This is a genomic window from Microbacterium sp. NPDC091676 (assembly GCF_044756645.1).
GTDB classification, from domain to species: Bacteria; Actinomycetota; Actinomycetes; order Actinomycetales; family Microbacteriaceae; genus Microbacterium; species Microbacterium paraoxydans_D.
Window position 1 is genome coordinate 1,408,145 of the sequence record NZ_JBIVTI010000001.1, and the last position, 19,146, is coordinate 1,427,290.

The 19,146-nt window shown below is 73.3% G+C and carries 24 protein-coding genes; 16 read left to right on the forward strand and 8 right to left on the reverse strand.

Features of this window, described 5'->3' with window-relative positions:
• Positions 1–3: 3 nt before the first annotated feature.
• The 8 genes from ACIQID_RS06890 to flgN are packed head-to-tail and all read right to left on the reverse strand — an operon-like array spanning position 4 to position 5,897.
• Positions 4–486, reverse strand: a complete 483-nt coding sequence (locus ACIQID_RS06890) for a hypothetical protein (protein ID WP_312673502.1) — start codon at positions 484–486, stop codon at positions 4–6.
• The gene (tsaD, locus tag ACIQID_RS06895; protein ID WP_400283223.1) at positions 483–1,571 is read right to left on the reverse strand and encodes a tRNA (adenosine(37)-N6)-threonylcarbamoyltransferase complex transferase subunit TsaD; all 1,089 of its coding nucleotides are present in this window, start codon (positions 1,569–1,571) and stop codon (positions 483–485) included. The genes ACIQID_RS06890 and tsaD overlap by 4 nt, the downstream gene beginning before the upstream one ends.
• Complete coding sequence (rimI, locus tag ACIQID_RS06900; RefSeq protein ID WP_312673504.1) at positions 1,568–2,056, reverse strand: ribosomal protein S18-alanine N-acetyltransferase; 489 nt, start codon at positions 2,054–2,056, stop codon at positions 1,568–1,570. The genes tsaD and rimI overlap by 4 nt, the downstream gene beginning before the upstream one ends.
• The gene (tsaB, locus tag ACIQID_RS06905; protein WP_400283228.1) at positions 2,053–2,670 is read right to left on the reverse strand and encodes a tRNA (adenosine(37)-N6)-threonylcarbamoyltransferase complex dimerization subunit type 1 TsaB; all 618 of its coding nucleotides are present in this window, start codon (positions 2,668–2,670) and stop codon (positions 2,053–2,055) included. Before tsaB ends, rimI begins: the two co-directional genes overlap by 4 nt.
• A gap of 58 nt (positions 2,671–2,728) precedes the next feature.
• Entirely contained in the window at positions 2,729–3,100 is a 372-nt protein-coding gene (locus ACIQID_RS06910) for a flagellar assembly protein FliW (protein WP_312673507.1), read from the reverse strand.
• The gene (flgL, locus tag ACIQID_RS06915) at positions 3,097–3,978 is read right to left on the reverse strand and encodes a flagellar hook-associated protein FlgL (protein ID WP_060923324.1); all 882 of its coding nucleotides are present in this window, start codon (positions 3,976–3,978) and stop codon (positions 3,097–3,099) included. The genes ACIQID_RS06910 and flgL overlap by 4 nt, the downstream gene beginning before the upstream one ends.
• Positions 3,979–3,991: 13 nt before the next feature.
• Entirely contained in the window at positions 3,992–5,401 is a 1,410-nt protein-coding gene (flgK, locus tag ACIQID_RS06920; protein ID WP_312673509.1) for a flagellar hook-associated protein FlgK, read from the reverse strand.
• Between the two features lie 13 nt (positions 5,402–5,414).
• Positions 5,415–5,897 carry a flagellar export chaperone FlgN gene (gene flgN / locus ACIQID_RS06925; protein ID WP_400283233.1) on the reverse strand — a complete coding sequence of 161 codons (483 nt, stop codon included), beginning with the start codon at positions 5,895–5,897 and terminating at the stop codon, positions 5,415–5,417.
• Between the two features lie 218 nt (positions 5,898–6,115).
• On the opposite strand from flgN, the gene ACIQID_RS06930 reads away from it, so the two are divergent.
• The 16 genes from ACIQID_RS06930 (at position 6,116) to ACIQID_RS07005 (ending at position 19,093) form a co-directional block, all read left to right on the forward strand.
• Entirely contained in the window at positions 6,116–6,919 is an 804-nt protein-coding gene (locus ACIQID_RS06930) for a sigma-70 family RNA polymerase sigma factor (RefSeq protein WP_400283236.1), read from the forward strand.
• Positions 6,920–7,000: 81 nt separating this feature from the next.
• Positions 7,001–7,831 (forward strand): flagellin, encoded by an 831-nt coding sequence (locus ACIQID_RS06935; protein WP_312673513.1) that lies wholly within the window; start codon positions 7,001–7,003, stop codon positions 7,829–7,831.
• A gap of 88 nt (positions 7,832–7,919) precedes the next feature.
• The gene (gene fliD / locus ACIQID_RS06940) at positions 7,920–9,308 is read left to right on the forward strand and encodes a flagellar filament capping protein FliD (protein ID WP_400283240.1); all 1,389 of its coding nucleotides are present in this window, start codon (positions 7,920–7,922) and stop codon (positions 9,306–9,308) included.
• Between the two features lie 2 nt (positions 9,309–9,310).
• Positions 9,311–9,697 carry a flagellar export chaperone FliS gene (gene fliS / locus ACIQID_RS06945; protein ID WP_400283243.1) on the forward strand — a complete coding sequence of 129 codons (387 nt, stop codon included), beginning with the start codon at positions 9,311–9,313 and terminating at the stop codon, positions 9,695–9,697.
• Positions 9,694–9,990 carry a hypothetical protein gene (locus ACIQID_RS06950; RefSeq protein WP_268777199.1) on the forward strand — a complete coding sequence of 99 codons (297 nt, stop codon included), beginning with the start codon at positions 9,694–9,696 and terminating at the stop codon, positions 9,988–9,990. The genes fliS and ACIQID_RS06950 overlap by 4 nt, the downstream gene beginning before the upstream one ends.
• 112 nt (positions 9,991–10,102) lie before the next feature.
• Positions 10,103–10,444: a flagellar basal body rod protein FlgB gene (gene flgB / locus ACIQID_RS06955; protein WP_025104347.1), complete on the forward strand. Its 342-nt coding sequence runs from the start codon at positions 10,103–10,105 to the stop codon at positions 10,442–10,444.
• The gene (locus tag ACIQID_RS06960; RefSeq protein ID WP_071327494.1) at positions 10,441–10,836 is read left to right on the forward strand and encodes a flagellar basal body rod protein FlgC; all 396 of its coding nucleotides are present in this window, start codon (positions 10,441–10,443) and stop codon (positions 10,834–10,836) included. Before flgB ends, ACIQID_RS06960 begins: the two co-directional genes overlap by 4 nt.
• A 41-nt stretch (positions 10,837–10,877) precedes the next feature.
• Positions 10,878–11,138 (forward strand): flagellar hook-basal body complex protein FliE, encoded by a 261-nt coding sequence (fliE, locus tag ACIQID_RS06965; RefSeq protein WP_210677993.1) that lies wholly within the window; start codon positions 10,878–10,880, stop codon positions 11,136–11,138.
• Complete coding sequence (gene fliF, locus ACIQID_RS06970) at positions 11,138–12,760, forward strand: flagellar basal-body MS-ring/collar protein FliF (protein ID WP_312673521.1); 1,623 nt, start codon at positions 11,138–11,140, stop codon at positions 12,758–12,760. Before fliE ends, fliF begins: the two co-directional genes overlap by 1 nt.
• Positions 12,757–13,761: a flagellar motor switch protein FliG gene (gene fliG, locus ACIQID_RS06975; RefSeq protein WP_400283249.1), complete on the forward strand. Its 1,005-nt coding sequence runs from the start codon at positions 12,757–12,759 to the stop codon at positions 13,759–13,761. The genes fliF and fliG overlap by 4 nt, the downstream gene beginning before the upstream one ends.
• Positions 13,751–14,359, forward strand: a complete 609-nt coding sequence (locus ACIQID_RS06980) for a FliH/SctL family protein (protein WP_400283252.1) — start codon at positions 13,751–13,753, stop codon at positions 14,357–14,359. The genes fliG and ACIQID_RS06980 overlap by 11 nt, the downstream gene beginning before the upstream one ends.
• Entirely contained in the window at positions 14,356–15,648 is a 1,293-nt protein-coding gene (locus ACIQID_RS06985; RefSeq protein WP_312673525.1) for a FliI/YscN family ATPase, read from the forward strand. Before ACIQID_RS06980 ends, ACIQID_RS06985 begins: the two co-directional genes overlap by 4 nt.
• Positions 15,645–16,067 (forward strand): hypothetical protein, encoded by a 423-nt coding sequence (locus tag ACIQID_RS06990; RefSeq protein ID WP_331202360.1) that lies wholly within the window; start codon positions 15,645–15,647, stop codon positions 16,065–16,067. Before ACIQID_RS06985 ends, ACIQID_RS06990 begins: the two co-directional genes overlap by 4 nt.
• Positions 16,064–17,434 (forward strand): flagellar hook-length control protein FliK, encoded by a 1,371-nt coding sequence (locus ACIQID_RS06995; protein ID WP_400283257.1) that lies wholly within the window; start codon positions 16,064–16,066, stop codon positions 17,432–17,434. Before ACIQID_RS06990 ends, ACIQID_RS06995 begins: the two co-directional genes overlap by 4 nt.
• Positions 17,435–17,448: 14 nt before the next feature.
• Positions 17,449–17,907, forward strand: coding sequence for a flagellar hook capping FlgD N-terminal domain-containing protein (locus tag ACIQID_RS07000; protein ID WP_312673529.1), 459 nt, complete (start codon positions 17,449–17,451; stop codon positions 17,905–17,907).
• 25 nt (positions 17,908–17,932) lie between these two features.
• Complete coding sequence (locus tag ACIQID_RS07005) at positions 17,933–19,093, forward strand: flagellar hook protein FlgE (RefSeq protein WP_312673531.1); 1,161 nt, start codon at positions 17,933–17,935, stop codon at positions 19,091–19,093.
• Positions 19,094–19,146: the final 53 nt, after the last annotated feature.

Below are 19,146 nucleotides of genomic sequence, written 5' to 3' on the forward strand. Positions count from 1 at the left end.
CGTCTAGCCGAGTCTCTCGAACTGCATCCCCGCCCAGACCAGCCAGCCGAGGCTGTACACGGTCGCGCACAGACCCAGCACGAGCGCCCAGCGCGCGATCGCGCGGTTCTCGACGGGGCGGCGCAGCGACATGATCGCGGCGATCACCGCGACGACCGCGACCGGGATCCCCCAGCCCACGAAGAACGATGCGCCGAGCGCGACGATCGCCGCGAGCAGCGCCCACGGGGCCAGGCGCGTGTCGTCGACCGCGACCGGCTCGACCGCGGGCTCCCACGCGTCGTCCTCCGCGTGGTCGAGGTCGGGCCCGCTGACGACCACCGGTTCGATGCCCACCGGACCCGTGGGGAGCTTCGTGTACCCCTCCCGAGGAGCCCCGGGGAGGCGCGCCGTCCCCGCCGGGCGCTCGACCTGCCCGCTGGCGCGCTCGACCCGCGCCCGGGGCGCGGCCCCGTCCGACTCCGGCTCCTGCGCGAGCCCGGTCACGCCGGCACCGCCTCCGCGACCTGGATCTCGGTGACCGGCAGGGTCGAGTCGGCACCGAAGCCGAGCGTCGAGGCGGGGCGCCCCGACGCGATGAGCTCGGCGGCGAGCGCGGCGATCATGGCGCCGTTGTCCGTGCAGAGGGACAGCGGCGGGATGCGCACGGTGACGCCGGCCTCGGCGGCCCTGGCCAGCGCCACCTCGCGGAGCCGACGGTTCGCGATCACCCCACCGCCCAGGAGCAGCCGCGGCACGCCGAGGTCGGCGCACGCGTTGAGAGCCTTGGTGACGAGCACGTCGACGACGGCCTCCCGGAAGCTGGCGGCGACGTCGGCGATCGGGAGGTCCCTGGCGTCCGGACCCGCGGCGGCGTTCTCGGCCTCGAAGCGCTCGATCCAACGGGCGACGGCGGTCTTCAGCCCAGAGAACGAGAAGCCGTAGCGATGCTTCGCGAGGTCGGAGGCACGGGAGAGCCCGCGCGGGAAGCGGATCGCGTCCGGGTCTCCGCCGACCGCGGCCCTGTCGATCTCGGGGCCGCCGGGATACGGCAGGGACAGCAGCCGGGCGACCTTGTCGAAGGCCTCGCCCGCGGCGTCGTCCACGGTCTCGCCGAGTAGCTCGACATCGGTCGTGAGGTCGCGCACGTGGAGCAGGGAGGTGTGGCCGCCGGAGACCAGCAGCGCGATCGTCGGGTACTCCAGCGGCGCCGCCTCCGGGGTGAGGATGTCGGCGGCGATATGGCCGACGAGGTGGTTGACCGCGTACAGGGGCTTGTCCAGGGCGACCGCGAGGCCCTTCGCCGCTCCGACACCGACCATGAGCGCTCCGGCGAGGCCAGGGCCGCTCGTCACCGCCACCGCATCGAGGTCGGCGAGACGGACGTCGGCCTCGGCGAGGGCGGCGTCGATGGCCGGCTGCAGCGCTTCGAGATGCGCGCGGGCGGCGACCTCCGGCACGACGCCGCCGTACCGGGCGTGCTCGTCCATGCTGGAGGCGATCGTGTTGGACAGCAGCGTGCGCCCCCGCACGATGCCGATGCCGGTCTCGTCGCAGCTCGTCTCGATGCCGAGCACCAGGGGCTCACTCATGCGGTCGCCTCCTCCGGCGTATCGGCGGCCGCCGGGTGGCGGCGCAGGTCCAGACGCATCACGATCGCGTCGACGTCGTCCGGCTGATAGTAACGGGGGCGCCTGCCGATCTCCTCGAAGCCCTCCGTGCGATACAGCCCCTCGGCCGCCGGGTTGTCGGCGCGCACCTCGAGGAACACCTCGCGCGCGCCCCGGGCCGCGGCCGTCCGCAGCAGGGCGCGCAGCAGCGCGCGCCCGCGTCCCTGTCCCCGGACCTCGGCGAGGAGGGCGATGGTCTGGATGTCGGCGTCCGCGCCGCCCTGCAGGGCCCTGACCCCGCCGTAGCCGACGATGGCCCCGTCGTGCTCGTCGACGAGGTAGCGGCCGTGCGGGCTCGCCAGCTCGCTCGCCATGGTGTCACGGCTCCACGCGTCGGTCGGGAACGAGCGCTCCTCGATGGCCATGATCGCGTCGAGGTCGTCCGGCCGTGCGTCCCGGAGGGTCATGCGCCCACCTTCTTCGGCGCGCCGGGCAGGGTGACGTCCGGATGCCGCAGGTAGAGCGGCTCCTCGCCGGCGAGGACCCTGCCGGCGGCGAGCGCCCGCGCCCCCACCCGGGCGAGGTCGACCGCGGACAGCGTCGCCACGTCCACCCGGCGGAGGCCCCCGAGGTGCTCGTCCGCGTCGGCGGCGCGCACGAGCACGGTGTCGGCGATCGTGCGCGGGATCCCGTCCTCGTCCAGCCCGTCGAAGACGGTGACGGCGACCTCGCGGCGGCGGGCATCGGTGACGACGGCGAACGGGCCGGTCACGGTGGCCTGGATCGTGAGCGCTGCCGCCGTGTGGCTCGGGACCGGGACGACCGGGACACCGCGGCCGAGGGCGAACGCCCGCGCGGTCGCGATGCCGATGCGCAGTCCGGTGAACGGGCCGGGGCCCATGCCGGCCACGACGTGCGTGATGCCGTCGGACCCGCCCTCCTGGAGCACGTCGCGCACCAGGTCGCCGATCACTTCGGCGTGGCCCAGCGGATCGGCGGTACCGGCCTCGGCACGACGCGTCCCGTCCGGGTCGATGAGGGCGACGGCGGTGCCAAGGGACGTGTCGACGGCGAGGATCACCTCTCCAGGGTAGTCGTCACCCCGCCCGTCACGCCCGGCGCCCCGGCACCCGCACGGGTCAGCCCAGCGGCGCCCGCACGGGGTAGTCCTGGCCTTCGAGGATGACCTGGGTCGCCGCTCCGGTCGCCCGGTTCACGACGACCGGCGCCAGCAGGTTGACGCTGACCCCGTCGGCGGCGGGGTGGGCGACCACGAGCACGAAGGCGTCGTCCGCCGAGGCGAGCGCGAGGTCGGCGACCTGCGCGTCCGTGAGGGTCGGCGCGTACTCCGTGAGGACGGTGTTCGGGTCGACCAGGTAGAGCCGGAGGGCGTCGTCCTCGACCGCCCGCATCGCGAAGAGCCCGTCCGCGCCGTCGACCGGCGCCAGGGCGAAGTCCACGTGCGGAGCCAGCCCGGGCGGCGGAGCCGTGAAGGTGAGCGCCGCGGTCATCGCAGGAAGTCCATCAGCGACGGCTGCAGCACGCGCGCGTTCACGGCGAGCGCCGAGCGATAGACGAGCTCCTGCGCCTGCAGGCGGATGAGCACCTCGACCGAGTCGACGTCCTCGACCGCGGCGCGGCGGGACTCGAGGGACACGGAATTCTGCACTGCCGCCTCCTTGGCGCGTTCGATCTGGGCCTGTCTGGTGCCGACCGCGCCCTGCACGCCGAGCATCGCCGTGCGGCGGTCGTCGATCTCCGCGAGCCGGGGTCCCACGTTGGTGCCGGAGCGGAGATCGGCGACGATGCGGTCGACGAGGGCGAACACCGAGTCGTCGCCGGTGCCGAAGACCGCCGCCCCGTCGGTGTCGACGCGGACGGCCGCCGCGTCGGACACGCGGCGGGTGACCTCGGAGCCGGCGACGCCGCTGTACGAGTAGTCGGCCGCGAAGGCCGCGGTGTCCGAGGTACCGGCGAACACGGAGCGCCCGAGCAGCCGGGTGTTCGCCTGCGAGAGCAGCTCGTCGCGGATGCCCTCCAGCTCCACCGCGAGGGCCTCCTTCGCCGCGGCGTCCAGCGCCCCGTCGTTGGCTCCCTGCGCGGTGAGGTCCCGCACCCGCGAGAGCAGGGAGGTGCTGGAGGTGATCGCCGTGTCGGCCGCGGTCACCCACGCCAGGCCGTCGTCGATGTTGCGCGCATACTGCTCGGTGCGCCGCTGCTCGGCGTGCAGGGCGAGGGCGGCAGCGGCCGCGGCCGGATCGTCCGAGGGCGCGGCGAACGCCTTCTGCGACGTGGCCTGCTCCTGCAGACGGGCGAGCTCGGAGAGGTTGGACTGCAGCTGGCGCATCGCCGTCTGCGTCATCGTGGTCTGGGTCACGCGAGAGATCATGGGGCTCCTCCGATCAGCGTCCGACGACGCCCGTGCGGTTGATGAGGACGTCGAGGGCCTCGTCGACGGCGGTGAGCACGCGGGCGGCCGCCTGATAGGCGGTCTGGTAGGTGAGGAGGCTGATCGTCTCCTCGTCGCCGTCGACGGCCGCGACGGACTGCTGCGCGCCGACGGCGCCGATCGCCGCCGCATCCGACGCCTTCGCGCGCTGCACATCGGCCGCGGTGGCGACGCCGAAGCGGGTCACCTGGTCGGTCCACAGCGCATCCGGAGAGGTCGCGCGCTGCCCGATCTGGGAGATGAGGTCGGCGTTGGTCGCGTCCTTGGAGCCTGCTCCGGGCGCGGCGAGGGCCAGGTCGGTCGCCGAGGTGACGGCCACCTGCAGCCCGAGCGCGGCGGAGCCCGTCGTCGGCAGGGTGAAGAAGTCGCCCCCGGCCTGTCCGGACGCCGTGACACCGGCGCGGTGCTGCGCGTTGAGCGACTCCGCCAGCGCCGTGGCCACCCGGTCGTAGGTGGCGGCGAGCTGTGCCAGCATCCCGCCGTCGGCGGCCGGGGCGAGCACCGCGAGCGAGCCGCCGAGCTCTCCGCCGTCGACGACGAGGGGAAGATCCGGCACCGACTCCCAGACCACGCCGACGCGGGGCGCGCCGTCGATCGTCGCCGAGCCGGTCAGGGCGAGGTGGCGGGCGTCGCCCCCGGAGACCAGGGCGTTGCCACCGAGGCGGACCGTGAGCGTGCCGTCCGCCTCCACCGTCGCGGTGCCCCCGGCGAGCCGGGCCACGTCCTCCGCGAGCAGGTTGCGGCGGTCGGTGAGCTCGTTGGCCGAGCGTCCCGAGGCCAGAGCGTCGCGGATCTCGGTGTTCAGCACCGCGATCTGGTCGGCCGCGGCGTTGACCTGGCTGACGGTGCGCTCGGCCGTTCCCCGTGCGGCCGTCCACTGCGCGGCGACGGTGCGATAGCCGCCGGAGATATGGGCGGCGAGCTCCTTCGCCGACTCCAGGATGCTCGCGGCCGCGGCCCCGGAGTCGGGGGTGTTGGCGAGATCCTGCCACCCCGCCCAGAAGTTCGTCAGCCGGTTCGCGAGCCCCTTGTCGGTCGGCTCGGCGAGCGCCGACTCGGCGGTCGTCGCCGCGAGCGCGCGCGTGGCCCAGTAGCCGGAGGCCCCGAGGGCGTCGCGCACCCGGGCGTCCAGCAGCGCGTCGCCGAGCCGGGACACCCCGTCGATGGAGACGCCGTGTCCGGGGAGCGCGCCCATGCTGAAGCGCCCCGTCTGCGCGACGGCGGCGATCGAGGAGGTCTCCACGCGCTGCCGCGTGTACCCCTCCGTCTTCTGGTTGGCGATGTTCTGCCCGATCACGTCCATGCCCCGCCGCGCCGCGGCGAGGCCGCTGGCGGCGGTGGTCAGTCCACTGAAGGTCGACATGAATCCCTCTCGGTCACATCTCGGTGTCGATGATGCGGGCGGCGTCCTCGCGGGCGCGATCGCCGCGGGTGGTGTACTCGCCGCTCTCCTGGCCGAGAGCGGCGATGGTCTCCTGCGTGGCGCGGAGCACCCCGCTGAGCTGCTCCGCGGCGGCGTCGCGCATCTGCTCGACCTCCGCCGTCAGCTTCACCAGGGCGCGCATGTGGTCGGTGAAGACGTCGCCCCAGGCCGCGTCCGGAGCATGCTCGATGAGCTGACCGATCGTGGCGTCCTGAGGAGCCCCCCACTCCTCGGCGACGCCGGCGACTTCGACGGCCCTGGCCAGGCTCGCCGCGCGCAGGCGGTCGAGCACCTGATCGATCTCCCTGGCCGCGAACTGAATCCAGTGCGACCGGCCGGCGGCGAGCAGCAGTTGCTGCTCGTCGAGCTTGAAAAGCAGCATCTCGAGCAGCTCGCGCTCGCGCCAGAGTTGCATCGATAGTTCGTTGGCTCCCATGATCCCCTTGTCCCCAGCGATCCCCCGCCCCACGCAGGTGCGATCGGCCCGCCTGTTAACGGTTCATAAATCTCTATCGGCCACCGCGCCCCTAAGGTTACTATGTGGACTGGCGGCGGTTAGTGCTCCCCATGGACATATCCCGGACCTTGTGATATGCCCATCTACCCCTCGCCATGGAGCTTCCGGAGTGCATCCAGAGAGGTGGATCATCCCCCATGTCGTCGCGCGCTGAGCGCAACCGCCTCGTCGAGGCCAACCTCCCCCTGGTCGGCTACCTCGCTGCAGACACCCATGCTCGGGCTACCCATATCCCCCGCGAAGAGCTCGCCGCCGTCGGCGCGCTCGCCCTCGTGACCGCCGCCGACGCGTATGACCCCGCTCTCGGCGTCCCGTTCGGCGCCTACGCCCGCCGGCGCATCCTCGGCGCGTTCGCCGACGAGATGCGCGCCATGGACTGGGCGTCCCGCGGCATCCGCAAGCGCATCAAGGAGACCGTCGCCGTCCGCGACACCCTCACCGCCGCCCTCGGTCGCACGGCGACCGCCACCGAGATCGCCACCGCCATGGGCTCCCCCAAGGAGGTGGTCGTCGAGGCCCTCGCCGACGCCGCGCGCACCGTCGCCCCGCTGGACGACCCCGCCACACGGGACCTCGTCGCCGACATCCCCCTCCCGGAGGAGTCCGCGATGGTCGGCGAGCGGCGCGAGGTGCTCGAGCACGCGATCACCGCCCTGCCGGAGCGCATGCGCCGCATCGTCGTGGCCGTCTACGTCGAGGAGCGTCCCGTCAAGGAGATCGCCGAGGAGCTGGGCGTGACCCACTCGGCCGTCTCGCAGCAGCGGGCGGAGGCGGTGCGCCTGCTCCGCGACGCCCTGGACCGCTACTTCGCGGAGGGCGGCACGGAGACGACGACCACCACCCGGGTGTCGCCCGCCGCGCGGGATGCGTACTTCGGTCGCATCGCCGAAACCGCCGGCGTCCGGATCGGCGACGTCTTCCGCGCCGCCGCCCCCGCCTAACGCGCCGGCGTCCTCCGCCGATAGGTGAGGGCAGGAGACCACGGACGGTCTCCCGTTCAACACATCACGGAGGAAACCCTCATGGGTATGCAGATCAACACCAACGTGTCGGCGCTCAACGCCTACCGCAACCTGTCCAGCACGCAGAACGACCTGTCGAAGTCGCTCGAGAAGCTCTCGAGCGGTCTGCGCATCAACCGCGCCGCGGACGACGCCGCCGGCCTCGCGATCTCCGAGGGCCTGCGCTCGCAGGTCAACGGCCTGAACGTCGCGGCCCGCAACGCCCAGGACGGCATCTCGGTCATCCAGACCGCGGAAGGCGCCCTGACCGAGGTGCACTCCATCCTGCAGCGCGTCCGCGACCTGACCGCTCAGGGCGCGAACGACTCGAACAACGCGAAGTCGCGCGACGCGATCCAGAAGGAGATCAACACCCTCGGTGACGAGCTCACCCGGATCGCCGAGAGCACGAACTTCAACGGCATCAAGCTGCTCTCGGGCGGCACGACGCTGACGTTCCAGGTCGGTGCGGGCGCGGTCGCCGCCGAGGACCAGATCTCGGTCGCCCTGACCAACTTCGCCGACCTCGGCGCGGACATCAAGGGCTACGCGGCGACGATGACGAACGCGGCGACGTATGGCGCCGCACTCGCCGACATCGACACCGAGATCCAGGCGGTCTCGACCGCACGCGCCGGTTACGGTGCGCTGCAGAACCGCTTCGAGTCGACCATCAACAGCCTCAACGTGTCGGCCGAGAACCTCGCCGCCGCCGAGAGCCGTATCCGCGACACCGACATGGCGTCCGAGATGGTCAAGTTCACGTCGGCGAACATCCTGTCGCAGGCGGGAACGGCCATGCTGGCCCAGGCCAACCAGGCCAACCAGGGCGTGCTCCAGCTGCTGCGCTGATCCGCGCCGCCGCACGGAATCACTCCGGGGGTCCGGGTGACGGCTTCGGCCGTCGCCCGGGCCCCGCCGCACACAGAAGGGAAGCCGCATGTCGCTCTCGCTCGACGGCCTCGTGTCGGGGCTCAAGACCACCGAGGTCATCAAGGCGCTGATGGACGTGCACGCCATCCCCCGCACGCTGCTCAAGGCCAAGATCGACGACAAGAACGTCGTCATGACGCAGCTGCGCACCCTCAACACGGCCGTGCAGAACCTCGCCGCCGCCGCCGAGAAGGCCGCAGCGCCCGGCGGTCTCGACCGCTTCACCGGCAGCGCGTCGTCCGAGTCGGTGAAGGTCGCCCTGCGCACCGGCGCCGCGCCCGTGTCGACCGACATCGTCGTCGACCGTCTCGCCCAGGCGCACACGGTGGTCTCGGCCGCCATGACTCGCTGGCCCGCCGACCCACCCGTCCTGACGCTGGAGGACGGCACCGGGAAGCGCGTCCAGGTGCAGGCCGACTCCCCCTCCCTGCAGGACATCGCCCAGGCCATCAACGACGCCGACACCGGTGTGCGCGCCACGGCCGTCCCCGCCGGCAAGGATGCCGACGGCACCCCCGTCTACCGCCTGCAGCTCCGGGCCGAGGAGTCCGGAGAGGCGGGACGCTTCCGCGTCTACGCGGGCGACCTCGCCGCCGTGGCCGCCGGCACCGCCACGGACGTGTCCGCCGAGCCCGGCGCCGCCGTCATCGCCACGGGCACGGATGCCCAGCTGCGCCTCTGGGCCGGCACCGCGGCCGAACAGGTCATCACCTCGTCCGGCAACACGTTCACCGATTTCTTCGAAGGCGTCGACGTCACCGTCTCCACCGTCTCGACGACCCCCGTCACGGTCACCGTCGCCGTCGACGGCGAGGCCAGGACCAAGGCCTCCGGCGAGTTCATCGCCCTCCTCACCGACATCTTCACCCGCATCGACAACGGCTCGAAGGCCACGGTCGCCACGGGACAGGGCGAGAAGACGACGCTCGGGGTCTTCACCGGAGACAGCACCATCCGCGGTCTGCGGACGGCGCTCGCCGACGCCGTCCAGCACCCGGTGGACGGCGTCTCGCCCTCCACGATCGGCATCTCCACCGACATGTACGGCAAGCTCACGTTCGACGAGGAAAAGTTCTCCGAGGCGCTGGCGAAGGACCCCGCCGCCGTCGGCGCCCTCTTCTCCGCGGTCGCGGCGCGCGTGGAGCAGACGGCGACGTCCTACTCGGACAAGTACGACGGGCTGCTCACCTCGCGGATCACGGGTCAGGAGAGCGAGGTCAAGAGCCTCGGCGAGCAGATGGAGCGCTGGGACGTGCGCCTCGCGCAGCGCAAGGCGTCGCTGGAGCGCACGTACGCCCGCCTCGAGGTGATGCTGTCGCAGATGCAGTCGCAGTCCTCGTATCTCACCTCCCAGATCAACGCGCTGCCGAGCAGCCGCTCCGGGTCGAGCTCGTGAGCATGAACGCCGCCCTGCGCGCCCAGCAGCGGTACCGCGAGGACGCCATCCTGTCCGCCCCGCCGGAGCGCCTGGTCACGATGCTCTACGACCGGCTCCTGCTCGACATCGAACGCGCCGAGACGGCGCAGCGGGCGGCCGACTGGACCGAGGCCAACACCCAGCTTCAGCACGCGCAGGCGATCGTGGCCGAGCTGTCGTCGTCCCTCACCGACGACTGGAGCGGCAGCGCCGGGCTGCGCTCGCTGTACGTCTTCCTGTCGCAGACGCTGATCGGCGCCAACATCGGCCGCGATCCGGAGCGCACGCACGCCTGCCGCGAGCTCGTCGTGCCGCTGCGCGACGCGTGGCACACGGCCGCCCTGGCCGTCGCGGAGGGCCGCGCATGACGGACGAGGACTGGGCCGCCCTGCTCGACCGGCTCGAAGCGGACGCCGACCGGATCCTCGCCGCGCCGGCGGGAGCCGTCGAGGTGCACGACATCATCCCCTGGGCGCCACCGTCCTCCCCGCTCCCCCCGCACCTGGCCGACCGCGCCCGCGCGGTGATCGACCGGCAGCACGCCGCCATGGAGCGCGCCCGGTCGGAGCTCGACGGGCTGCGGCAGCACCTCGGCGCCGTCCGCCGGGTCCCGGCACCCCGTCCTCCTGACGCCCCCGCCTACCTCGACGTGGACGGGTGAGCGACCCTCCTAACGAAACCGCACGGACGGCCGACAGTCTCCCGAGAGCACGGATGGCTCGCAAGACTCGGCCAGGGAACGGCCACTTCACCCACACACGGGGAGCCGGTTCGTGTTCGACTCTGTGACCATCACCGCACTGACCAGTGCGCTGAACGGCCTCTCGCTGCGCCAGCGAGCCATCGCCGACAACATCGCCAACATCAACACCCCCGACTACCACGCCAAGCGCGTGCAGTTCGAGGCCGCGCTCGCCGACTCGATCGCCGCCGGCGACGGGGACGTGTCCGCCACGGTCGGGACGTCGCTCGAGCCGACGCGCCTGAACGGCAACAACGTCAACCTCGACACCGAGACCCTGTCCAGCATCGACACCATGCTGCGCTACCAGTTCGCGACGCAGGCCGTGAACGGGTCATTCTCCTCGATGCGCACCGCGATGAGGACGTCATGACCTTCGACGCCATCGGGATCGCCGGCACGGGACTGACCGTGCACCGGAAGTGGCTCGACGCCATCAGCGACAACATCGCCAACATCAACACGGCGACACCGACCGACGGCGCGGCCTTCCGCGCGCGGTACATCCTGGCCCAGACCAGCGACCAGTCCCCCGGCGTCTACGTCGCCGGGACCGTCCAGGGCGACGCGGAGGGCCGGCTCGTGCACCAGCCCGACCACCCGCTCGCCGACGCCGACGGCTACGTGCGCTACCCCGACATCGACCTGGGAGACCAGATGAGCCAGCTGATCCTCGCGCAGCGCGGATACCAGGCGAGCGCGGCGATCGTGGACCGCGCCCGCAACTCCTACGAGGCGGCGCTGCAGATCGGGCGGAACGCGTGAGCGCCGTCGCCGGCATCGAGGCCGTCGCCTCGTCCCTCGGCATGACCACCTCGCCCGTGACGGGCGCCAAGACCGGCGACGACGCGGCCTTCGCGAACAGCGTCACCGGGGCGATCGACGAGCTGCGCTCGCTGCAGTCCGAGTCCGACACCCTCAAGGTCGCGGCCGTGACCGGCGACCTCGACGACATCCACGCAGCGATGATCGCCTCCTCGCGCGCTGCCGTCACCCTCGAACTCGTCGCCGCCGTCCGCAACAAGGGCGTCGACGCGTTCAACGAGATCATGCGGATGCAGGCCTGATGCCCCCGGCAGTGACCGGGGCGTTCCAGCGGATGCGGCGGGTGATCGCCGGATTCTCGCTCGCCCAGCGGACCATCGCCATCATCGGCATCGCCGTCCTCGCGCTCGGCATCATCGCCCTGTCGAGCTGGCTCACGCGCCCCACGTACACGCCGTTGTTCTCGGGGCTGAACGCCTCGGACGCGAACGCCGTGGTGGAGCAGCTGCGCTCCGCCTCGGTCCCCTACGAGCTCGCCGACGGCGGGGCCACGGTGCTCGTCCCCGAGAAGGACGTCTACGACCAGCGGCTCGCGGCCGCCTCCGCCGGGCTCCCGAGCGCCGGATCGGCCGGGTACTCGCTGCTCGACGACATGGGCGTCACCACGAGCGAGTTCCAGCAGTCGGTCACCTACAAGCGCGCGATCGAGGGCGAGCTCGCCGCCACGATCTCCGCGATCGACGGCGTCTCCGCGGCGTCCGTGCAGCTCGCGATCCCCGAGGAGAGCGTCTTCGTGTCGGAGACCGTCGACGCGACGGCCTCCGTGTTCGTGGAGACCGCCGGGCGCACGACGCTCGATCAGAAGCAGGTCGAGGCCATCGTGCACCTCACCTCGGCCGCCGTCAGCGGCATGAAGCCGGAGAACGTGGCCGTCGTCGACCAGACCGGGCGGACGTTGTCGACCGTGGGCGGCGGGGCCACCGGCGGCCTCGACCAGCAGGCGAGCGACTACGAGGCCCGCGTGGCCGCGAGCGTGCAGCAGATGCTGGACACCGTGGTGGGCCCCGGCAACGCGACCGTGACGGTGGTCGCCGAGATCGACCGCTCGGTGAACGAACGGGTCGAGGAGACCTACACACCGGCCGAGGGCGCGCCCCCTCTCACCGAAGAGGTGCGTGAGCAGAACAGCAACGGCTCCACGTCCGAGGCCGGCGTCCTGGGGCCGGACAACATCGCCGTCCCGAACGGGAACGGCGACGGCACCTACCGGTCCTCCGAGGAGAGCCGCACGAACGCCGTCAACAAGGCCACGCAGTCCACCTCGACGCCCGCCGGTGCCCTGCTGCGGCAGTCGGTGTCGGTCGCCGTGGACGCCGGTGCCGGAGGCGACCTCAGCTCCGCGCAGCTCAGCGACCTCGTGGCCACCGCGGCCGGCATCGACCGCACCCGCGGCGACGAACTCGCCGTCGAGCTCGTCGCGTTCAGCCAGACGGACGCCGAGGCCGCCCAGGCCGCGCTGCAGGCGGCGAAGGAGGCCGAAGAGGGCGCTCGCCAGGCCGCGCTCCTGAACACCGTCATCATCGCGGCCGCCATCGCGATCCCGCTCATCGCCGCGATCGCCGCCCTCATCGTCCGCTCCCGGCGGAAGTCGGCGGGAGTGGAGGAGTTCGACCAGCTCTTCGGCGACCGCCCTGCCGAGCTCGCCGCGCTCTCCGCCGATGCGCCGACGGCCGTGCTGGAGGCGCCGACCACCCCGCTCGCCTTCCTCGAACCGGTGCCGGATCTCGACCCGGACCCCGAGCCGGAGCCCGCGCAGATCAGCCTCGAGCGCCGCCGTGCCGAGATCGACGCCCTCACCCGTCAGGACCCGCAGCGCACGGCCGAGCTGCTGCGCACGCTCATCGACGACAGGTCGCGGGCATGAGCGGACTCACCGACCGGCAGACGGCCGCCATCGTCCTCATGAACCTCGACCGCGCGCAGGCCGTCGAGGTCATGAAGCACCTCTCGGAGACCGAGGCCGAGGCCGTCGCCGCCGAGATCATCGGGCTGCAGGACCTCGACGCGGAGACGACCGCACAGGCGCTGGGACAGTTCCATCGCATCGCCGCCGGGCACCTGCCCCCGGCCCGGGGTGGGCGCGACATCGCCGCCGGACTCCTGGAGGCCTCCTTCGGCTCGGAGCGGGCGGCCGCCGTGCTCGGCCGCGTCGGCTCGACGTCGATGAGCGCCTCGTTCGAGTTCCTCGCCTCCGCTGACGCCGCCCATCTCGCCACGCTCCTCGACGGGGAGCTGCCGCAGACCGTCGCGCTCGTGCTCGCGCACCTCCCCGCCGATCAGGCCGCCGCCGTGCTCGCCGCGCTGCCCGACCCCGCCCGGACCGACGTCGCCCAGGCCATCGCGACCATGGGCACCGCCTCGCAGGACGCCATCGCGATCGTCGCCGACGCCCTCAGGGCGCGGACCGGCAGCCTCGCGTCCCGGGACAGCCCCGAGGTGCTCGGCGGCGTCGAGCCGCTCGTGGAGATCATCGGCCGCTCCGGTGCCACCATCGAGAAGGCCCTGCTGGCGAGCATCGAGGACCGCGACAGCGCCCTCGCGGAGGACATCCGCTCGCGCATGTTCACGTTCGCGGACATCGTCAAGCTCGACGACAGGGACACCCAGCGCGTGCTGCGGGGCATGGACATCCGCTCCCTCGCCCTCGCCCTCAAGGGCGCCCAGCAGCCGATCGTCGACCTCATCCGCCGCAACGTGTCCGAGCGCAACCGCGAGAACCTCGACGAGGAGGCCCGGACGCTGGGCCCCGTGCGCGTCTCCCAGGTCGAGGAGGCGCGGGCCGAGATCGTCCGCACGATCCGCGCCCTGGAGGCCGCCGGCGACATCACGGTGCAGCGGGCCGACGAGGACGAGTATGTCTACTGACGCCTTCGCCCCCGCCGCGTTCCCCCGGCTCGGCGGCTCCGACCATCGAGCGGAGCAGGAGCGCGCCCGGCGCCGCGGCTACGCCGAGGGGCACGCCGCAGGCTTCCGGGCGGGAACAGCCGACGCCGCCGCCGCGCACCGCACGCTCGCGGCGGAGATGGAGGAGCGCGAGCGCCATCGGGCCGAGGAGGTCGCCGCGGCCGTGGCGGCCCTGCACGCCGCCGCCCGCTCCCTGGCGGAACGGGAGGCGCAGCTGGAGGCCGCCGCGACGACGCAGGTGCTCTCCCACGCCATCGACCTCGCGGAGCTCCTCCTCGCAGCCGAGCTGAGCGACGCGGGAGCCGCCGCGGCCGCCGCCGCCCGCCGTGCCCTGAGCGCGACCGAGCCGGCCGCGGTGCGCAGCCTCCGCGTCCATCCGGAGGATCTTCGCCTCCTGGCCGCGGAGACCGGGGACGACCTCGCCGCGTTCCCGCTCGTCGCCGACGACACCCTCGCCCGCGGCGACGCCGTCGCCGTGCTCGCGCACGGCGTCATCGACGCCAGGGTCGGGACAGCGCTCGACCGCGCGCGCCGCGCCCTCGCGGAGGGCACGCCGTGAGCTCCTGGGCGGCGGTGCTCGAGGCGGCGCGCCCGGAACGCATCGGCGAGGTCTCGCAGGTGCGCGGACTCAGCGTGCAGGTCCGCGGGCTCGACGGCGCCGTCGGGGACGTCGTGACGCTCGACGGCATCGACGCCGAGGTCGTGGCGACGGGCGAGGACGGACTGCGCTGCATGCCCCTCGCCCCGGTCGCCGGGCTCACCGTCGGCGCCCCGGTGCGCGGCCGGGGCGGCCCCGTGCGCGTTCCCACCGGGGCCGCGCTGCTGGGTCGGGTGCTGGACGGCCTCGGGCGTCCCATCGACGGCAAGGGCCCGCTCGTGGCGCCGCATGTGAGCCTGGATCACGACCCGCCGTCGATCATGGAGCGCGACCGCATCGACACCCCGCTCCCCCTCGGCGTGCGCGCGCTGGACACCCTCGTCAGCGTCGGTCGCGGGCAGCGCGTCGGCCTGTTCGCGGGATCCGGCGTGGGCAAGTCGTCGCTGCTGTCGATGATCGCCCGCGGCACCGAGGCCGAGGTCACCGTCATCGCCCTCGTCGGCGAGCGGGGCCGCGAGGTGCGCGAGTTCATCGAGGACGACCTGGGCCCTGAGGGACTCGCCCGCTCCGTCGTGGTCGTCTCCACCTCCGACCAGCCGGCGATGGCCCGCATCCGCGCCGCGTTCACCGCCACCCGGATCGCGGAGGCCTTCCGTGACGACGGGGCGCACGCGATCCTCATGATGGACTCCCTGACCCGCGTCGCCATGGCCCAGCGCGAGATCGGACTCTCCGCCGGAGAACCGCCGGCCACGCGCGGCTACCCGCCCTCCACCTTCTCGCTCCTCGCCGGGCTGCTGGAACGCGCGGGTACCGACCGCGCCGGCTCCATCACGGGCATCTACACCGTGCTCGTGGACGGCGACGACCACAACGAGCCGATCGCCGACGCCGTCCGTTCCATCCTCGACGGCCACGTCGTGCTCGACCGCGCCCTCGCCCTGGCCGGGCACCACCCTGCCATCGACGTCCTCGGGTCCGTGTCCCGCGTGGCCGGCAAGATCACGAGCCGGGAGCGCCGCGCACAGGCGGCCACCCTCCGCGCCGTGCTCGCGGCCCGACGCCGGGCGAACGACCTGATCGACATCGGCGCCTATCACGCCGGCGCCGACGCCCGCATCGACGCGGCGATAGCCCACGAACGGCCGATCTCGGCGTTCCTCACCCAGCCGCTCGACGAGACGAGCGGGATCGAGGACTCCTGGGCGCGGCTGGACGGGCTGGTCTCCGCCTTCGAGGGGGTGTCATGAGCAGAGGGTTCTCGCTCGCCGGTCTGCTGCGCGTCCGGGAGATCCAGGAACGCGCCGCCGCGCAGCGTCTGTCGCGCGCCGTCATCGACGCGCAGCACACCGAGGCCAGGGACAGGGCCCTGCGCGCGCACCTGGCCGGTACGGACACGGAGGCCGTGGACGTGCGTGCCCTCGCCGCGCTCGCGGCGGCCCGGGTCTCCAGCCGGGCACTGCTGGCCGACCTCACCACGCTGTCCGCCCTCCAGCAGGAGACCGTCGCCGAGGCGAGGACGGCGCACGCCGACGCCCGACGCACCCTCCGCGGTCTGGAACGGCTCGCGGACGGTCACGCGGACGCGGTGCGCGCCGCCGACCTGCACGCCGAGCAGGCGGAGCTGGACGAGATCGCCTCCCGCTCCCGGACGGAGGATCCGGCATGACCGCTCTCGACCTCCTCGCCGCGCTGGACACCCGCCCCGCACGCCCGTCCGCCCCGGCCGGACGCGGTGGAGCCCCGGGAGCCGCCGCCTTCGCCGACGCCGTGCGCGATGCGGAACGGGAGACCGCGCCGGCCGGCCCCGAGTCGTCCGAGGGCCCCGCTGCCGACGCGGCGACGGGTACTGACGGACCCGCTGCCGGCGCTCCGGCCGACGGATCCACCGGTCCCGCGCCGCTCCCCCTCCCCGCGCCGTCGCCTCCTGCGGCCGCGACGCCGCCGCCCGCGATCCCGCAGGCCACCCCGCAGGAGTCCCGCACGCCGACGGACCGGCCACCGGCGGCGGAGTTCCTCCCCCCGGCCGCCTCCGTCCCGAGTGACCCGGTCGGAACGGTGACCGACGCGCCTCCCGCGCCCGTCCTCAGCGCGGCGTCCGTGCCGGAGACGCCGCTCGCCGACGCCGCGGCCGCCGCGGCCACGGACGACGCGGCCTCGGATGACGCGGGGGCGGCCCCGGCGCCCCTCCTCACGTCGTCGGCGCTGCCGTCCGCTGCGCCGCAGCCGGTCGCAGCGGGCGGGGCGGCCCCGCGCACCTCCTCCGCGATCGAAGCCGCAGCCCTCGGCGCGCATCCCGAACGCGCGGGCGGGGCGAGCGCGGGATCGGAGGGGCGGCCGTCCGGGCTCACCACGTCGGCGACGGATGGGCCGGAAGTCACGCCCGCCTCTGTGCCCCTCGCGGAGCCGACGACCGTCGCCGGTGCGGCCTCCGTGCCCGCAACGCCCTCGACCCCGGCGCCCGTCGCCGCCACTCCCGCGACCGGCATCGACCCGGTCGCCGCCGGGTCCGCCGCCGCACCGAATCCGGTCGCCGCCGCGGCCCCCGCTCCCGTCGCTCCGCCCGCCGCGGTCCCGGCACCCGTCCGGCCGGCTCTGCTCCCCCAGGTGGCGGCCCCGGTCCTGTCCCTGGCCCAGGCCCCGGACGGCGATCACCGGATCACGCTCACCGTCTCGCCGGAGAACCTCGGACCCGTCACCGTGCGGGCCCACATCGCCGGCTCCACCCTCCGCATCGAGCTGCAGGCCCCGAACGAGATCGGCCGGGACGCGCTGCGCGCCCTCCTCGTCGACCTCCGCCGGGACCTCGCGGTCGCCGCGCCGCACGCCACCCTGAGCCTCAGCACCGGAGACGGCTCGTCCGCTTCGCCGCAACAGGGCTCGACGACGCACGGGCAGACCGGGAACGGCAGCCCCGACACCCCGCGGCCGCCGACGACCCCGCGTCCCCCGGCCGCCCCGCCGGCGCCGACGACCCCCGCACCCCCGCCCGCACCGCCCGCCGGACCTTCCGGCGGCATCGACGTCTACGCCTGATCAGAGAGGACTCCATGACCACGGTCGACTCCATCACCGGCACCCTCCCCCCGGGGGCCACACCGACGTCCGGTGTGCAGACCGGCAGCACGACTCCGGCGACCGAGCGCAAGCAGACCCTCGACTCGGAGGTCTTCCTCAAGCTGCTCGTGACCCAGCTCACCAACCAGGATCCGAGCTCGCCGATGAACACCAACGAGATGATCTCGCAGACGACGCAGCTCGCCTCGATGGAGCAGCTGACCGCCCTCGCCTCGACGAGCACCGAGAGCTTCGCCCTCAGCATGCGGCAGACCGCCGCCGCCCTCCTCGGGCAGGAGGCGCAGTACGTCGACGCCGACGGCGTCACCCAGAAGGGTGTCGTCACCGCGGTCTCCTACGCCGGAGCCGTCCCCACCGTGACCATCGGCGAGAAGTCGATCCCCCTCGACGCGATCTCCGGCGTCTCCCTCGTCCCCGGCACCGCTGCCTGACCCCGCTCCCCAGAAAGGCACCACCATGCTCCGTTCGCTCTTCTCCGGAATCTCCGGACTCCGCTCGCACCAGACCATGCTCGACGTCACGGGCAACAACATCGCCAACGTCAACACGACCGGCTTCAAGGCGTCCTCCGTGCAGTTCCAGGACTCCCTCTCCCAGCTCCTGCGCAACTCGATGCTGCCGCAGCAGGCGGCCGGCGGGCAGAACCCCGCGCAGGTGGGACTCGGCGTGCAGGTCGCCGGCATCAGCACCAACTTCGCCGGGGGCGCGCCGCAGCCGACCGGCGTCCCCACCGACCTGATGATCTCGGGCGACGGCTTCTTCGTCGTCCGCTCCGGCGGCGAGACCCTCTACACCCGCAACGGCGGCTTCACGTTCGACGCGAGCGGCCGTCTCGTCGGTGCCGGCGGGGCCCTCGTCCAGGGCTGGACCGCGCGCAACGGGGCGATCGTCCCCGGTCAGGGCATCGGAGACATCACCCTCCCCGTCGGCGCCCTCAGCCCCGCAGCCGCCACCACCACCGCGCGCGCCACCGGCAACCTGCCCTCCGGCGCGGCGGTCGGCGAGACGCTCGTGCGGGACATCAAGACCTACGGCGCCGACGGCTCCGCCTCCACCCTGCGGCTGACGTTCACGCGCAGCGCGACCGGGTGGGACGTCACCGACGGCGCGGGCGCGAGCACGGCGCTGACCTTCACCGACGGCGTGCAGAACGGCGCCGGAAGCATCGTGTCGGGCGGCGTCACCGTCGACCTGTCCGGTGTGACCGGCTTCGCCGACGTCAGCGACATCGCGATCAAGGAGCAGAACGGCAAGCCGGCGGGCACGCTGAGCTCCTACGCCCTGACGAACGACGGCAGCCTCGTCGGCACCTTCAGCAACGGCGACACCCAGGTGCTGGCACGCATCGCGCTGGCCGGGTTCGTGAACCCCGGCGGCCTCGAGAAGGTCGGCTCCTCCCAGTTCCGCCCGAGCGGCAACTCCGGTCAGGCCGAGCTCGGACAGCCCGGCACCGGCGGTCTCGGCGGCATCATCAGCGGCGCGCTCGAGATGTCGAACGTCGACCTCTCGCAGGAGTTCACCAACCTCATCGTCGCGCAGCGCGGATTCCAGGCCAACGCCCGCATCATCACCACGAGCGACGAGGTGCTGCAGGAGCTCACGAACCTCAAGCGCTGACCCCGCTCCCGCGAGACCCCGTCGTCGCGTCGAAGCCCCGCCGTATCCTCGTG

What these genes read in the sequence shown, in the direction of transcription:
- fliE (WP_210677993.1), top strand. Translation starts at nt 10,878, where the DNA reads ATGACCACCTCGCCCGTGACGGGCGCCAAGACCGGCGACGACGCGGCC.
- ACIQID_RS06950 (WP_268777199.1), top strand. Translation starts at nt 9,694, where the DNA reads ATGACGGACGAGGACTGGGCCGCCCTGCTCGACCGGCTCGAAGCGGAC.
- fliF (WP_312673521.1), top strand. Translation starts at nt 11,138, where the DNA reads ATGCCCCCGGCAGTGACCGGGGCGTTCCAGCGGATGCGGCGGGTGATC.
- ACIQID_RS06960 (WP_071327494.1), top strand. Translation starts at nt 10,441, where the DNA reads ATGACCTTCGACGCCATCGGGATCGCCGGCACGGGACTGACCGTGCAC.
- flgN (WP_400283233.1), bottom strand. Translation starts at nt 5,897, where the DNA reads ATGGGAGCCAACGAACTATCGATGCAACTCTGGCGCGAGCGCGAGCTG.
- rimI (WP_312673504.1), bottom strand. Translation starts at nt 2,056, where the DNA reads ATGACCCTCCGGGACGCACGGCCGGACGACCTCGACGCGATCATGGCC.
- ACIQID_RS07000 (WP_312673529.1), top strand. Translation starts at nt 17,449, where the DNA reads ATGACCACGGTCGACTCCATCACCGGCACCCTCCCCCCGGGGGCCACA.
- tsaD (WP_400283223.1), bottom strand. Translation starts at nt 1,571, where the DNA reads ATGAGTGAGCCCCTGGTGCTCGGCATCGAGACGAGCTGCGACGAGACC.
- flgL (WP_060923324.1), bottom strand. Translation starts at nt 3,978, where the DNA reads ATGATCTCTCGCGTGACCCAGACCACGATGACGCAGACGGCGATGCGC.
- ACIQID_RS06990 (WP_331202360.1), top strand. Translation starts at nt 15,645, where the DNA reads ATGAGCAGAGGGTTCTCGCTCGCCGGTCTGCTGCGCGTCCGGGAGATC.
- fliG (WP_400283249.1), top strand. Translation starts at nt 12,757, where the DNA reads ATGAGCGGACTCACCGACCGGCAGACGGCCGCCATCGTCCTCATGAAC.
- ACIQID_RS06935 (WP_312673513.1), top strand. Translation starts at nt 7,001, where the DNA reads ATGGGTATGCAGATCAACACCAACGTGTCGGCGCTCAACGCCTACCGC.
- fliS (WP_400283243.1), top strand. Translation starts at nt 9,311, where the DNA reads ATGAACGCCGCCCTGCGCGCCCAGCAGCGGTACCGCGAGGACGCCATC.
- ACIQID_RS07005 (WP_312673531.1), top strand. Translation starts at nt 17,933, where the DNA reads ATGCTCCGTTCGCTCTTCTCCGGAATCTCCGGACTCCGCTCGCACCAG.
- ACIQID_RS06910 (WP_312673507.1), bottom strand. Translation starts at nt 3,100, where the DNA reads ATGACCGCGGCGCTCACCTTCACGGCTCCGCCGCCCGGGCTGGCTCCG.
- ACIQID_RS06995 (WP_400283257.1), top strand. Translation starts at nt 16,064, where the DNA reads ATGACCGCTCTCGACCTCCTCGCCGCGCTGGACACCCGCCCCGCACGC.
- fliD (WP_400283240.1), top strand. Translation starts at nt 7,920, where the DNA reads ATGTCGCTCTCGCTCGACGGCCTCGTGTCGGGGCTCAAGACCACCGAG.
- flgK (WP_312673509.1), bottom strand. Translation starts at nt 5,401, where the DNA reads ATGTCGACCTTCAGTGGACTGACCACCGCCGCCAGCGGCCTCGCCGCG.
- ACIQID_RS06980 (WP_400283252.1), top strand. Translation starts at nt 13,751, where the DNA reads ATGTCTACTGACGCCTTCGCCCCCGCCGCGTTCCCCCGGCTCGGCGGC.
- ACIQID_RS06930 (WP_400283236.1), top strand. Translation starts at nt 6,116, where the DNA reads ATGTCGTCGCGCGCTGAGCGCAACCGCCTCGTCGAGGCCAACCTCCCC.